11 protein-coding genes are annotated in these 14,681 nt (G+C 65.8%); 1 reads left to right on the plus strand and 10 read right to left on the minus strand.

The features are described from left to right. Positions 1–90 precede the first annotated feature (90 nt). Together fghA and ACUTAF_RS14660 are read right to left on the minus strand one after the other, a co-directional pair. Positions 91–933 carry an S-formylglutathione hydrolase gene (fghA, locus tag ACUTAF_RS14655; protein WP_445580634.1) on the minus strand — a complete coding sequence of 281 codons (843 nt, stop codon included), beginning with the start codon at positions 931–933 and terminating at the stop codon, positions 91–93. A gap of 98 nt (positions 934–1,031) precedes the next feature. Then, positions 1,032–2,144 (minus strand): S-(hydroxymethyl)glutathione dehydrogenase/class III alcohol dehydrogenase, encoded by a 1,113-nt coding sequence (locus tag ACUTAF_RS14660; RefSeq protein ID WP_445580635.1) that lies wholly within the window; start codon positions 2,142–2,144, stop codon positions 1,032–1,034. A 97-nt stretch (positions 2,145–2,241) separates the two neighbouring features. On the opposite strand from ACUTAF_RS14660, the gene ACUTAF_RS14665 reads away from it, so the two are divergent. Beyond that, positions 2,242–3,141 (plus strand): LysR substrate-binding domain-containing protein, encoded by a 900-nt coding sequence (locus ACUTAF_RS14665; protein WP_445580636.1) that lies wholly within the window; start codon positions 2,242–2,244, stop codon positions 3,139–3,141. Positions 3,142–3,287: 146 nt separating this feature from the next. Here ACUTAF_RS14665 and ispD read toward each other — a convergent pair whose 3' ends face one another. The 8 genes from ispD to dnaE form a co-directional block, all read right to left on the minus strand. Beyond that, positions 3,288–3,983, minus strand: coding sequence for a 2-C-methyl-D-erythritol 4-phosphate cytidylyltransferase (ispD, locus tag ACUTAF_RS14670; protein ID WP_445580637.1), 696 nt, complete (start codon positions 3,981–3,983; stop codon positions 3,288–3,290). Then, positions 3,980–4,258: a cell division protein FtsB gene (gene ftsB / locus ACUTAF_RS14675; RefSeq protein ID WP_445580638.1), complete on the minus strand. Its 279-nt coding sequence runs from the start codon at positions 4,256–4,258 to the stop codon at positions 3,980–3,982. The genes ispD and ftsB overlap by 4 nt, the downstream gene beginning before the upstream one ends. A 177-nt stretch (positions 4,259–4,435) precedes the next feature. Next, positions 4,436–5,725 (minus strand): phosphopyruvate hydratase, encoded by a 1,290-nt coding sequence (eno, locus tag ACUTAF_RS14680; RefSeq protein ID WP_445580639.1) that lies wholly within the window; start codon positions 5,723–5,725, stop codon positions 4,436–4,438. Positions 5,726–5,875: 150 nt separating this feature from the next. Next, complete coding sequence (kdsA, locus tag ACUTAF_RS14685; RefSeq protein WP_445580640.1) at positions 5,876–6,721, minus strand: 3-deoxy-8-phosphooctulonate synthase; 846 nt, start codon at positions 6,719–6,721, stop codon at positions 5,876–5,878. 3 nt (positions 6,722–6,724) lie between these two features. Beyond that, a complete protein-coding gene (locus ACUTAF_RS14690; protein WP_445580641.1) occupies positions 6,725–8,356 on the minus strand; it encodes a CTP synthase in 1,632 nt (543 codons plus the stop codon). A gap of 151 nt (positions 8,357–8,507) precedes the next feature. Next, a complete protein-coding gene (tilS, locus tag ACUTAF_RS14695) occupies positions 8,508–9,830 on the minus strand; it encodes a tRNA lysidine(34) synthetase TilS (protein ID WP_445580642.1) in 1,323 nt (440 codons plus the stop codon). 177 nt (positions 9,831–10,007) lie between these two features. Continuing rightward, positions 10,008–10,958 (minus strand): acetyl-CoA carboxylase carboxyltransferase subunit alpha, encoded by a 951-nt coding sequence (locus tag ACUTAF_RS14700; RefSeq protein WP_445580643.1) that lies wholly within the window; start codon positions 10,956–10,958, stop codon positions 10,008–10,010. Positions 10,959–11,093: 135 nt separating this feature from the next. Then, on the minus strand, positions 11,094–14,624 hold the full coding sequence (dnaE, locus tag ACUTAF_RS14705) for a DNA polymerase III subunit alpha (protein ID WP_445580644.1): 3,531 nt from the start codon (positions 14,622–14,624) through the stop codon (positions 11,094–11,096). Between the last annotated feature and the right edge of the window lie 57 nt (positions 14,625–14,681).

Consider the following 14,681-nt stretch of genomic DNA (forward strand, 5'->3'; position numbering starts at 1 on the left):
TGAAAAAGTCAGGGCGTGATTCTACATGCAGCGGGCCCACGTCGGGGGGCGCCATGCGCACCGTGAACCCGCTGGTGCGCGCAGCGCACCCTACGCCAGCGCTGCCGCGTGATGACGCAGATGGTCGTCGATAAAGCTGGCGATGAAGTAGTAGCTGTGGTCGTAGCCCGGTTGCATGCGCAGGGTCAGCGGATGCTCGGCGGCCTTGGCCGCGGCCTGCAGCGCCTGGGGCTTGAGCTGGCCTTCGAGGAAATCGTCGCGATCGCCCTGGTCGATAAGGATCGGCAGCTTCTCGCCGGCCTCGGCGAGCAGCACGCTGGCGTCCCATTCGCGCCAGCGCGAACGCTCCTCGCCCAAGTACAGCGAGAACGCCTTCTCGCCCCAGGGACAGTTCATCGGGTTGGCGATCGGCGCGAAGGCCGACACCGACTGATAACGTCCCGGGTTCTTCAGCGCGCAGATCAGCGCGCCATGGCCGCCCATGGAGTGGCCGGCGATGCCGCGCCTGTCCGATACCGGAAAGTTGGCCTCGATCAGCGCAGGCAGTTCCTGCACCACGTAGTCGTACATGCGGTAGTGCCGTGCGAATGGCTCCTGAGTGGCATTGACATAGAAGCCGGCGCCGAGGCCGAAGTCGTAGGCGCCATCGGCATCGTCGGCCACGCCTTCGCCGCGTGGGCTGGTGTCCGGCGCGACGATGATCAGACCGAGCTCGGCCGCCAGGCGCTGGGCACCGGCCTTCTGCATGAAGTTCTCGTCGGTGCAGGTCAATCCGCTCAGCCAGTACAGTACCGGCAGCTTGGCACCCTGCTCGGCCTGCGGCGGCAGGTAGACGGCGAACACCATCTCGCAATTGAGGCTGCTGGAACGATGCTTGTAGCGCTTGTGCCAACCGCCGAAGCTCTTGTTGCTGGAAACGATTTCGAGGGTCATGAGCACTCCGTAGGGTGCGCCGGGCGCACCAATGGTTGCGGTGCGCACGGCGCACCCCATGAGAATCCCGCACGGCCCGAGGGCCGCGCGGTTTTGCCTCAGAAATGGATGACGGTGCGAATGCTCTTGCCTTCGTGCATCAGGTCGAACGCCTCGTTGATCTGCTCCAGCCCCATGTTGTGGGTGATGAAGGTATCCAGCGGGATCTCGCCCTTCTGCGACTTCTCGACATAGCCCGGCAGCTCGCTGCGGCCCTTCACGCCACCGAAGGCGCTGCCGCGCCAGACGCGACCGGTCACCAGCTGGAACGGACGGGTGCTGATCTCGGCGCCGGCCGGCGCCACGCCGATGATGGTCGATTCGCCCCAGCCCTTGTGGCAGCACTCCAGCGCCGCGCGCATCAGCTGCACGTTGCCGACGCACTCGAAGCTGTAGTCGACGCCGCCGTCGGTCATCTCGATGATCACGTCCTGGATCGGCTTGTCGTGCTCCTTCGGGTTGACGAAGTCGGTGGCGCCCAGCTCGCGGGCCACGGCCTCCTTGGCCGGATTGATGTCGATGGCGATGATGCGCGAGGCGTTGGCCATCTTCGCGCCGATGATGGCGGCCAGACCGATGCCACCCAGGCCGAAGATGGCGACGGTGGCGCCCGCTTCCACCTTGGCGGTGTTGAGCACCGCACCGATGCCGGTGGTCACGCCGCAGCCGAGCAGGCAGACCTTGTCCAGTGGCGCCTCCTTGGGGATCACCGCCACCGACACCTCCGGCAGCACCGTGTACTCGGAGAAGGTCGAGCAGCCCATGTAGTGGTAGACCGGCTGCCCCTGGTAGGAGAAGCGGCTGGTGCCATCCGGCATCAGGCCCTTGCCCTGGGTGGCGCGAACCGAGCTGCACAGGTTGGTCTTGTTGGACTTGCAGAACTTGCACTGGCCGCATTCGGCGGTATACAGCGGGATCACGTGATCACCCACCTCCACCGAGGTCACGCCCTCGCCCACCGCCTCGACCACGCCGCCACCTTCGTGACCCAGGATGCACGGGAACACGCCCTCGGAATCCTGGCCGGACAGGGTATAGGCGTCGGTGTGGCAGACGCCGGTGGCGACGATGCGCACCAGCACCTCGCCGGCCTTCGGCGGCGCCACGTCCACCTCGACGATCTTCAGCGGTTCGTTGGGGGCGAAAGCAACGGCGGCGCGGGACTTGATCATGACGGCGGCTCCTGGAGGAAAACCAGAAGTGTAATTCACTCACCCGGAGGGATAATCTGCCAGGCGTAAATTGATTATTGCTGCAGAGGGTTAATCTATGGATGCACGAGGCTGGGACGGGCTGGATGAATTCGTCGCCGTCGCCGAACTGGCCAGCTTCCAGCGCGCCGCCGAACGACTGCGCGTGTCCTCGTCGCATGTCAGCCGGCAGGTCGCCCGCCTGGAGGAGCGCCTGCAGGCGCGGCTGTTCTATCGCACCACTCGGCGGGTCTCGCTGACCGAGGCCGGACAGACCTTCTTCGCCCGCTGCCAGCGCCTGATCGAGGAGCGCGACGAGGCCTTCCTCGCGGTCGGCGATCTGCAACGCGACCCGGTCGGCCTGCTGCGCATGACCGCCGCGGTGGCCTATGGCGAGCGCTTCATCGTGCCGCTGGTCAACCAGTTCATGGCGCAACACCCGCGGTTGCGCGTGGAGATCGAGCTGACCAACCGCACCCTGGACCTGGTTCAGGAGGGTTACGACCTGGCCATCCGTCTCGGCCGCCTGAGCGACTCGAACCTGGTCGCTACCCGCATCGCCCCGCGGGCGATGTACCTCTGCGCCGCGCCCGATTATCTGGAACGCTACGGCCGTCCGCACAGTCTCTCGGAACTGTCGCGCCACAACTGCCTGATCGGCACCGGCGATACCTGGACCTTTCAGCAACAGGGCCGCGAGCACCCGTTCAAGCCCCGCGGCAACTGGCGCTGCAACAGCGGCCAGGCGGTACTGGACGCGGCCCTGCGCGGCTTCGGCCTGTGCCAGCTGCCGGACTACTACGTGCTGGAGCCGCTGCGCCGTGGCCAGCTGATCTCGCTGTTGGAGCAGAACCGCCCACCCAACACCGCGGTCTGGGCCGTCTATCCGCAGCGGCGCTACCTCTCGCCCAAGGTCGGCCGGCTGGTCGAAGCCCTGAAGAAGGGCCTCGCCCAATCTCCGGAATACCGCCAAACCTGATCCGGACGGCCCCTCGTCCAGCCCGCCGGCGAATGCTCCGCTCGATCGAGACAGTCTTCGACGGTTGCTGGCGCACCGCCAAGATCCCGGTTTTTCCCGCCGCGCAGCGGGGCGGCGGCGATCCACCGCCTGCAGCGCGCCAACGCTCAGTCGCTGCGCCAGCGCTGGCGCAGCCACAGCAGGTCTTCCGGGCGGGTGACCTTGAGGTTGTCCGCCCGCCCCTCGACCAGGCGTGGCGCCTGCCCGGCCCATTCCAGCGCCGAGGCTTCGTCGGTGACTTGCGCGCCCGCCGCCAGCGCACCGGCAAGGGCGCGATGCAGCGCCGCAAGACGGAACATCTGCGGCGTATAGGCCTGCCAGATCACCGCGCGGTCGACGGTCTCGGCGACTCGTCCGTCGGCGTCGGCGCGCTTGAGGGTATCGCGCGCCGGCACCGCCAGCAGACCGCCGACCGGATCCTCGGCCAGGATGCTCAGCAGGCGATCGAGGTCTTCGCGCGCCAGGTTGGGCCGCGCCGCATCGTGTACCAGTACCCAGCCGTCCGCAGCGGCGCCGCCGGCCAGCAGCAGATCGAGACCGGCCAGCACCGAGTCGGCGCGCTCGCGCCCGCCCGGTGCGCGACGCACGCGCGGATCGCCGGCCACGGCGAGCTGCGGCCAGTAGGGATCGTCCGCGGCCAGGCAGACCACGGCGCCGAGCAGGCCGGGGTGGTCGAGAAAGCAGTGCAGGCTATGTTCGAGAATGCAGCGCCCGGCAACCTGCAGGTACTGCTTGGGGCGGTCGGCAGCCATCCGCGCACCGACGCCGGCGGCGGGAATCACCAACCAGAATTTCGTGGTCATTCGGTCAACAGGTAGAGGGTCTCGCCCTCTTTGAGCATGCCGAGTTCCTGACGGGCCCGCTCTTCCACGGTTTCCATGCCGCGCTTGAGCTCCATCACCTCGGCCTCGAGGATGCGATTGCGTTCGAGCAGACGCTCGTTCTCGCCCTGCTGCTCGGCGATCTGCTGCTGCAGGCGACTGACCTGAGCCAGGCTGCCCTCGCCGATCCACAGACGATATTGCAGGCCGACCAGGAGCAGGACCAGGACGATGACCAACCAGTAGGGACTACGCATGGAGCGGCTCGCAGATTGAGTCATCGGCATGGTAGGGGCTGCGTTCACGCTTGAAAAGAAGTCGTCTGATGGTTGACATGGGTTTTCAGTACCTGCATCCGTGCAATGGTTCCCAGGGATCGACGAAGCGTCCACGAAAAAGGGCGACTTCCGTCGCCCTTTTCTACCGCGCTGCGGTTAGCCGCGGAACTCGGCACGGCCCTTGTAAGGCGCCTTGCCGGCCAGTTGCTCCTCGATGCGCAGCAGCTGGTTGTACTTCGACACGCGGTCGGAGCGGCACAGCGAACCGGTCTTGATCTGACCGGCGGCGGTGCCCACGGCCAGGTCGGCGATGGTGCTGTCCTCGGTTTCGCCGCTGCGGTGCGAGATCACCGCGGTGAAGCCGGCGGCCTTGGCCATCTGGATGGCTTCCAGGGTCTCGGTCAGCGAGCCGATCTGGTTGAACTTGATCAGGATCGAGTTGCCGATCTGCTCGTCGATACCGCGCTTGAGGATCTTGGTATTGGTGACGAACAGGTCGTCGCCGACCAGCTGTACCTTGGCGCCGATCTTGTCGGTCAGCACCTTCCAGCCGGCCCAGTCGGACTCGTCCATGCCGTCTTCGATGGAGATGATCGGGTAGCGCTGGGTCAGGCCGGCCAGGTAATCGGCGAAACCTTCGGCGCTGAATACCTTGCCTTCGCCGGCCAGGTCGTACTGACCGTCCTTGTAGAATTCGCTGGAGGCGCAGTCCAGGGCCAGGGTGACGTCCTCGCCCAGCTTGTAGCCGGCGTTGGCCACGGCTTCGGCGATGGCGGCCAGGGCGTCTTCGTTGGAGGCCAGGTTCGGCGCGAAGCCACCTTCGTCGCCCACGGCGGTGTTCAGGCCACGGGCCTTCAGCACGGCCTTGAGGTGATGGAAAATCTCGGCGCCCATGCGCAGGGCTTCGGCAAAGCTCGATGCGCCGACCGGCTGCACCATGAACTCCTGGATGTCGACGTTGTTGTCGGCGTGCTCGCCGCCGTTGATGATGTTCATCATCGGCACAGGCATGGAGTAGACGCCCGGAGTGCCGTTCAGGTCGGCAATGTGCGCGTACAGCGGCACGCCCTTGGCCTGGGCAGCAGCCTTGGCCGCGGCCAGGGACACGGCGAGGATGGCGTTGGCGCCCAGCTTGGCCTTGTTCTCGGTACCGTCGAGTTCGATCATGGCGCGGTCCAGCGCCTGCTGATCGATCGCATCCTTGCCCAGCAGCAGGTCGCGGATCGGGCCGTTGATGTTGGCGACGGCCTTGAGTACGCCCTTGCCCAGGTAGCGGCTCTTGTCGCCGTCACGCAGCTCCAGCGCCTCGCGCGAGCCGGTGGAGGCACCGGACGGCGCGCAGGCGCTGCCGACAATGCCGCCTTCCAGAATTACATCGGCTTCCACGGTGGGGTTGCCGCGGGAGTCGAGAACCTCACGACCCTTGATGTCGACGATCTTTGCCATTGTTGTTTGCACTCCAAGGTTTGACGATAAGACTGCAGCAGCGGGCTGCGCGGGGCCGCCGCTGCCCTGTCGGGCAGGCCGGCGGCACAGTCTGACTCACGGGTCAGGGGGATTTTTTCCGGGGCGCAACTTTACCGGATCGCGACGGCTTCAGGCAGTCTCGATCGGCGGAAAACTCTTGATCAGGTCGTCCAGTTGCTTGAGCTGGGCGAGGAAGGGCTCCAGCTTGTCCAGGCGCAGGGCGCAGGGGCCGTCGCACTTGGCGTTCTCCGGATCCGGATGCGCCTCGAGGAACAGGCCGGCCAGGCCCTGGCTCATGCCGGCCTTGGCCAGGTCGGTGACCTGGGCGCGGCGGCCGCCGGCGGAATCGGAGCGCCCGCCCGGCATCTGCAGGGCATGGGTCACGTCGAAGAACACCGGGTACTCGAAGGACTTCATGATGCCGAAGCCGAGCATGTCGACCACCAGGTTGTTGTAACCGAAGCTGGAGCCGCGCTCGCAGAGGATCAGCTGATCGTTGCCGGCCTCCTCGCACTTGCGCAGGATGTGCTTCATCTCCTGCGGGGCGAGGAACTGCGCCTTCTTGATATTGATCACCGCGCCGGTCTTGGCCATCGCCACCACCAGGTCGGTCTGCCGCGAGAGGAAGGCCGGCAACTGGATGATGTCGCAGACCTCGGCCACCGCGGCGGCCTGATGCGGCTCGTGGACGTCGGTGATCACCGGCACGCCGAAGGTCTTCTTCACTTCCTCGAAGATCTTCATGCCCTCTTCCAGGCCCGGGCCGCGGAAGGAGGTGATGGAGGAACGGTTGGCCTTGTCGAAGCTGGCCTTGAACACGTAGGGGATGCCGAGCTTGCCGGTCACCCGCACGTATTCCTCGCAGGCCCGCATGGCCAGGTCGCGCGACTCCAGTACGTTGATGCCACCGAACAATACGAACGGCTTGTCGTTGGCGATCTCGATGTCGCGAACCTTGATGATCTTCTGTGCCATGCCTTAAGCCTTCTTCGCTTTCTGTGCCAACGCGGCGTTGACGAAACCGCTGAACAGCGGGTGGCCGTCGCGCGGCGTGGAGGTGAACTCGGGATGGAACTGGCAGGCGACGAACCAGGGATGATCCGGCGCCTCGACCACTTCGACCAGCGCGCCATCGCCGGAGCGACCGGTGACCTTGAGACCAGCTTCGGTCAGCTTGGGCAGCAGGTTGTTGTTCACCTCGTAACGGTGGCGGTGGCGCTCGACGATCACGTCCTTGCCATAGCAGGCATGTACCAGCGAACCGGCCTGCAGTTGGCAGTCCTGGGCGCCGAGGCGCATGGTGCCGCCAAGGTCGGAGCTTTCGCTACGGGTTTCCACGCTGCCGGCGGCGTCCTGCCATTCGGTGATCAGGCCGACCACCGGGTGCTGGCTGGCGGTGTCGAACTCGGTGGAGTTGGCATCGCTCCAGCCGACCACGTTACGCGCATACTCGATCACCGCGACCTGCATGCCAAGGCAGATGCCGAGGTAGGGAATCTTGTTCTCGCGGGCGTACTGCACGGTCTTGATCTTGCCTTCCACGCCGCGCAAGCCGAAACCGCCCGGCACCAGGATGGCGTCGACGCCTTCGAGCAACGCGGTACCCTGGTTCTCGATGTCTTCGGAGTCGATGTAGCGCAGGTTGACCTTGGTGCGGTTCTGGATGCCGGCGTGGCTCATGGCCTCGATCAGCGACTTGTAGGCGTCGAGCAGCTCCATGTACTTGCCGACCATGGCGATGTTGACTTCCTTTTCCGGATTCAGCTTGGCATCGACCACGCGATCCCATTCGGACAGGTCGGCCGGGCCGCACTGCAGGCCGAAGCGCTCGACGACGAAGTCGTCCAGGCCCTGGGCATGCAGCACGCCGGGAATCTTGTAGATGGTGTCGACGTCTTCCAGGCTGATCACCGCGCGCTCTTCGACGTTGGTGAACAGGGCGATCTTGCGCCGCGAGGAGACGTCGATCGGATGATCGGAGCGGCATACCAGCACGTCCGGCTGCAGGCCGATGGAACGCAGTTCCTTGACCGAATGCTGGGTCGGCTTGGTCTTGGTCTCGCCGGCGGTGGCGATATAGGGCACCAGGGTCAGGTGCATGAGCATGGCGCGCTTGGCGCCGACTTCGACGCGCAGCTGGCGGATCGCTTCGAGGAACGGCTGCGACTCGATGTCGCCGACGGTGCCGCCGATCTCCACCAGGGCCACGTCGGCGTCGCCGGCACCCTTGATGATGCGCCGCTTGATCTCGTCGGTGATGTGCGGGATGACCTGGATGGTCGCCCCCAGGTAGTCACCACGGCGTTCCTTGCGCAGCACGTCCTCGTACACGCGGCCGGTGGTGAAGTTGTTGTTCTGGGTCATGGTGGTGCGGATGAACCGCTCGTAGTGGCCCAGGTCGAGGTCGGTCTCGGCGCCGTCGTGGGTGACGAAGACTTCGCCGTGCTGGAACGGGCTCATGGTGCCCGGATCGACGTTGATGTAAGGGTCCAGCTTGAGCATGGTGACCTTCAGGCCCCGCGCCTCCAGGATGGCCGCCAGTGAAGCCGAGGCGATGCCTTTCCCCAATGAAGAAACAACACCACCCGTGACGAAGATGTAGCGCGTCATGAAAAACCCTAGAAGTCTGCGTTTAAGCGGTCAGTGCCGCCGGGGAAAGCGAAGGAGCGCCATCAGTAGCAACAATGGCAAGCCGGCCAAGCTCCCTGAGGAAGTCGGCAAAAGCTGTAGTAAGACGGGAGCGTAGTCTACCGGAAAGGCCTTACCAGCTCAAACCTCGATCACCGATCGGCGGCGACCAGTACAGGCGCAACTCGTCAGGCCCCAGACGCGGCGATTGCACCAGATTGGCCACCGCCACCAGCTCGTCGCCGTCGAATAGCAAGGGCAGGCGCGGGCGCACGAACGCCGGCACGCGTAGCTCGTTGAGCAGGCGCTTGAGGTCGCGCCGACCGCGACCCGGCAGTTGCAGCGATTCGCCGCCGCGGCGATAGCGCAGGTGCCAGCGCCCCGCCGGCAGCTCGCCGATGACTCGCACAGCGCCGTTGCCGGGCAATTCGAGGCCCTCCTGCGCCGAACCGCAAGCTAGATCGACAGCCGTAAGTGGCTGCAACCAGTCGCCGCTGAGCCACCAAAGCCGCCCATCGGCGCGCTGCAGCTCGCCATCGGCCAGCTTCCAGATCGGCGTCGCATCCAGGCCTGCGTCACGCAGATCGCTCCAGCCGGCCCAGTGATCGCTGTCCGGCAGCCGGGTCAGCGGCGCCAGCCAATGGCGCAGCAGATTGCGCTGGCGCGCCTCGCTCAGCCCGCACACCGCCTGCAAGTCCAGCGACGGCAGCGCCAGCCAGGACAACGGCGCCCTGCCCCGCGCGGCGAGCAGATCCAGCTCGGCCAACTCACCCAGCAGCTGCTGCGCCTCGCCCAGATGGGCGGCGCTGCGCGCCAGGCTGGCGGCCGCCTGCGGCCAGCGCTCGGCGAGCAACGGCAGCACGCGGCGGCGCAGGAAATTGCGGCTGAAGCGCTCGTCGGCATTGCTCGGGTCTTCCACCCAGCTCAGGCCATGGGCCTCGGCATAGGCCAGCAACTCGGCACGAGGAACGTCCAGCAGTGGCCGAACCAGACTGCCGCGCCCCAACGCCCGGCCTGTCGGCATGGCTGCCAGCCCGCGCACGCCGGCGCCGCGCAGCAGGCGAAACAACAGGGTTTCGGCCTGGTCGTCGCGGTGCTGGGCGCTCAGCAGCACCTCGCCTTCGCCCAGTCGCTCGGCGAACGCCGCATAGCGCGCTCGGCGCGCGGCCTGCTCGAGGCTGGCGCCGGGCGAGACCTGCACGGCAACGACCTCCAGGGGAATGCCCTGGTGCGCGCAGAGGCGCGCGCAATGCTCGGGCCAGCCCTCGGCCGCCGGCTGCAGGCCGTGATGGACATGGATGGCGGACAGCGGCGGCAGCACCTCGCGCCGCGCGAGGCTGGCGAGCAGGTGCAGCAGCACGCTGGAGTCCAGGCCACCGGACAGGGCGATGCGCCAGGCCGACGCCTGCCTCCAGGGTTGCAGCATCGCGAGCAGACGATAATCGAGAGCAGTCATCAGCCAAGCCTAAACCGTTACACGACCTGTAGGAACGAACGGTCGGCGTTGCGCTTTATTCGCGAAGCTTATGGAACGATTGCGAACAAGCTCGCACCTGCCACCAGGTCGAAGTACCCAAAGGCGAGCCAAACAACAACGGGCCCGAAGGCCCGTCGTGATCCATGCCGAGCCGACTCAGGCGATGCCGTAGCTCATCAGGCGCTCGTAACGACGCTTGAGCAGCGCAGCGGTATCGTGCTTCTGCAGGCTGGCCAGCTGCTTGCTCAGCTCCTGGCGGATCGACTCGGAAGCGGCGGCCGGATCGCGGTGGGCACCACCCAGCGGCTCGGCGATCACCTGGTCGACGATACCCAGGTCCTTCAGGCGCTCGGCGGTGATGCCCATGGCTTCGGCGGCATCCGGCGCCTTTTCGGCGGTGCGCCAGAGAATTGAGGCGCAACCTTCCGGCGAGATCACCGAGTAGGTGGAGTACTGCAGCATGTTCAGCTGGTCGCAGACGCCGATGGCCAGCGCGCCGCCGGAGCCGCCCTCGCCGATCACGGTGGCGATGATCGGGGTCTTCAGGCGTGCCATGACGCGCAGGTTCCAGGCGATGGCCTCGCTCTGCCCACGCTCCTCGGCATCGATGCCCGGGTAGGCGCCGGGGGTATCGATGAAGGTGAGGATCGGCATCTTGAAGCGCTCGGCCATTTCCATCAGACGGCAGGCCTTGCGGTAGCCCTCGGGGCGCGGCATGCCGAAATTGCGGCGTACCTTCTCGCGCACTTCGCGACCCTTCTGGTGCCCGATGACCATCACCGGCTGCTCGCCGAGACGGGCCACGCCTCCGACGATCGCGGCGTCGTCGGAGAAGTGACGGTCGCCGTGCAATTCGTCGAACTCGGTGAAGATGTGCTGGATGTAGTCCAGGGTGTAGGGGCGGCGCGGATGGCGCGCCAACTGGGCGATCTGCCAGCTGGTCAGGTTGCCGAAGATGCTTTCGGTCAGGGCGCTGCTCTTGTCCTGCAGGCGGGCGATCTCGTCGCCGATGTTCAGCGCGTTGTCATTGCCAACCAGGCGCAGCTCTTCGATCTTGGCTTGCAGGTCGGCGATCGGCTGTTCGAAATCGAGAAAATTCGGGTTCATAGTCATCCGTCTTGCGTCGACGGCCAAGTGGCCGGGGAGCTGTATCCATAAGGCGCCCTACCTTAAGGGATAGGACGCAACGGGTCGACACCCGCAGGTGCCTTTGCCGGCACGGGGGGCTTTCACCCCCTCGCGTCAGCGGTAGTGCAAAAAGACGTTGTCGCGTCCGAACTGGTCACGCAATGCCTGAATCAAAGTGTCGGCCGGGTCGATGCGCCAGGCTTCGCCGAACTGAAGCAAGGCGCGTGCCTCATCGCCCTTGTAGTCCAGGGTGATCGGACAGGCCCCCTTGTGCTTGCTGCACAGCTCGGCCAGCCAGCGCAGGCGATCGCCCTTGAGCGCCTCGCTGGCGACCTTCAGGCGCAGGCTGTCGGCCAGACCGGTGCGCGCCTCCTCCAGGCTCATCACGCGCTTGGCACGCAGGCGCAGGCCGCCGGAGAAATCGTCGTTGCTCACCTCGCCCTCGACCACCACCAGCGCGTCGTTCTGCAGCAGCGCCTGGTTGCTGGCGAAGGCATCGGCGAACAGCGAGGCCTCGATCCGTCCCGAGCGGTCGTCGAGGGTGATGAAACCCATCTTGTCGCCCTTCTTGTTCTTCATCACCCGCAGGTTGACGATCATCCCGGCGATGGTCTGGGTGTCGCGCGCCGGCTTGAGCTCGACGATGCGCTGGCGGGCGAAACGGCGGATCTCGCCTTCGTATTCGTCGATGGGGTGACCGGACAGGTAGATGCCCAGGGTGTCCTTCTCGCCCTTGAGGCGCTCCTTGATCGGCAGCTCGCGGGCCTTGCGGTGGTTGGCGTAGACGTCCGCCTCGGGCTCGGCGAACAGACCGCCGAACAGGTCCATATGGCCGCTTTCTGCGCTGCGCGCGGTCTGCTCGGCCGACTGCACGGCCTCCTCCATCGACGCCAGCAGCACTGCGCGGTTCTTGTCGACGCTGGCCTGGTAGGCCTTGAGTTCGTCCTGGTAGTAGGGGCCGAGACGATCCAGCGCGCCGCTGCGGATCAGCGCCTCCAGGGTGCGCTTGTTGATGCGCTTGAGGTCGACGCGATTGCAGAAGTCGAACAGGTCCTTGAACGGCCCGCCCTCAGCGCGGCATTCGACGATGGCCTCCACCGGCCCCTCGCCCACGCCCTTGACCGCACCGAGGCCGTAGACGATGCGGCCGTCGTCGTTGACGGTGAACTTGAACTCGGAGACGTTCACGTCCGGCGGATCGATGCGCAACTTCATGTTGCGGCACTCTTCGACCAGAATCACCACCTTGTCGGTGTTGTGCATATCCGCCGAGAGCACCGCGGCCATGAACGGCGCCGGGTAATGCGCCTTGAGCCAGGCAGTCTGGTAGGAGACCAGGCCGTAGGCGGCGGAGTGCGACTTGTTGAAGCCGTAACCGGCGAATTTTTCCACCAGGTCGAAGATGTTGCCGGCCAGGTCGGCATCGATGCCGTTGTTGGCACAACCTTCGATAAAGCCGCCACGCTGCTTGGCCATCTCCTCGGGCTTCTTCTTGCCCATGGCGCGGCGCAGCATGTCTGCACCACCGAGGGTATAGCCGGCCATCACCTGAGCGATCTGCATCACCTGTTCCTGGTACAGGATGACGCCATAGGTGGGCTTGAGCACCGGCTCCAGGCCGGCGTACTGGTAGTCCGGGTGCGGGTAGGACAGTTCGGCGCGACCGTGCTTGCGGTTGATGAAGTCGTCCACCATGCCCGACTGCAGCGGGCCGGGGCGGAACAGCGCCACCAGGGCGATCATGTCTTCCAGGCAGTCGGGCTTGAGCTTCTTGATCAGCTCCTTCATGCCGCGCGATTCGAGCTGGAAGACCGCGGTGGTCTCCGCCTTCTGCAGCATGTCGTAAGTCTTCTTGTCATCCAGCGGGATGAAGTCGATGTTGACCAGCTCCTCGTCCGCGGCGCCGTCGCGCTTCTGGATGCGGTGGATGGTCTCCATCGCCCACTTGATGATGGTCAGGGTGCGCAGGCCGAGGAAGTCGAACTTGACCAGCCCGGCCTGCTCGACGTCGTCCTTGTCGAACTGGGTCACCAGGCCGCCGCCCTCCTCGTCGCAGGCGATCGGCGAGAAGTCGGTGAGCTTGGTCGGCGCGATCACCACGCCACCGGCGTGCTTGCCGGTGCCGCGCACCACGCCTTCGAGCTTGAGCGACATGTCCCAGATTTCCCGGGCATCCTCGTCGTTCTTGAGGAAGTCGCGCAGCGGCTCTTCCATCTCGTAGGCCTTCTCCAGGGTCATGCCCACTTCGAAGGGAATCATCTTCGACAGGCGATCGGCCAGGCCGTAGGACTTGCCCTGGGCGCGCGCCACGTCGCGCACCACCGCCTTGGCAGCCATCGAGCCGAAGGTGATGATCTGGCTCACCGCGTTGCGCCCGTACTTGTCGGCCACGTAGTCGATCACCCGGTCGCGGCCGTCCATGCAGAAGTCGACGTCGAAGTCGGGCATGGACACCCGCTCGGGGTTGAGGAAGCGCTCGAACAGCAGGTCGTAGGCCAACGGATCGAGGTCGGTGATCTTCAGCACGTAGGCCACCAGCGAACCGGCACCCGACCCCCGGCCCGGGCCGACCGGCACGCCGTTGCTCTTGGCCCACTGGATGAAATCCATCACGATCAGGAAATAACCGGGGAAGCCCATCTGGATGATGATATCCAGCTCGAAGTTGAGGCGGTCGATATAGACCTGCTTCTTCGCCTGGTAATCCGGCGTGTCCTTGGGCAGCAGCACCTCCAGGCGCTCTTCCAGGCCCTCGAAGGAGGCATGCCGCAGGTAGTCGTCGATGCCCATGCCATTGGGCGTGGGGAAGTCGGGGAGGAAGTACTTGCCCAGCTGCACCTCGATATTGCAGCGCTTGGCGATTTCGACGGTGTTCTCCAGCGCCTCGGGCAGGTCGGAGAACAGCTCGTACATCTCCGCCGGGGTTTTCAGGTACTGCTGGTCGGAGTAGTTCCGCGGCCGCCGCGGGTCGTCCAGCGAACGGCCCTCGCCGATGCACACGCGGGTCTCGTGGGCCTCGAAGTCGTCCTGCTTGATGAAGCGCACGTCGTTGGTCGCCACCAGCGGCGCCTCGACCCGGTCGGCCAGGGCCACGGCGGCGTGCAGGTATTCCTCGTCGCCGACGCGGCTGGTGCGCTGCACCTCGAGATAGAAGCGCTCGGGGAACACCGTCATCCACTCGCGCAGCAGCGCTTCGGCGGCGGCCTCGTCGCCGGCCAGCAAGGCCTGGCCCACCTCGCCCTCGCGCGCGCCGGACAGGGCGATCAGACCCTCGGCGGCGTCCTTGACCCAGTCGCGCTGGATGATCACCAAGTCGTTGCTCTGCCCTTCGCTCCAGCCACGCGAGATCAGCTCGGTGAGGTTGCGATAGCCCCTGGCGTTCATCGCCAGCAGGGTTAGGCGCGACAACGGGCCGTCCTCGGCGACGCTGGCCAGCCAGATGTCGGCCCCGCAGATCGGCTTGATGCCGGCGCCCATCGCGGCCTTGTAGAACTTCACCAGCGAACACATGTTGCTCATGTCGGTGACCGCCACCGCCGGCATGCCGGCCCCGGCCACTGCCTTGATCAGCGGCTTGACCCGTACCAGACCGTCGACCAGGGAGTATTCGGTGTGCAGACGCAGATGGACGAAGGGTTGGGTCATGGGCGGCCTTGCTGGTTAAACGACAAAGCGCGGATTGTAGCCTAAGAGGGTCCGGCA

It is taken from the genome of Pseudomonas sp. SP16.1 (genome assembly GCF_052682975.1).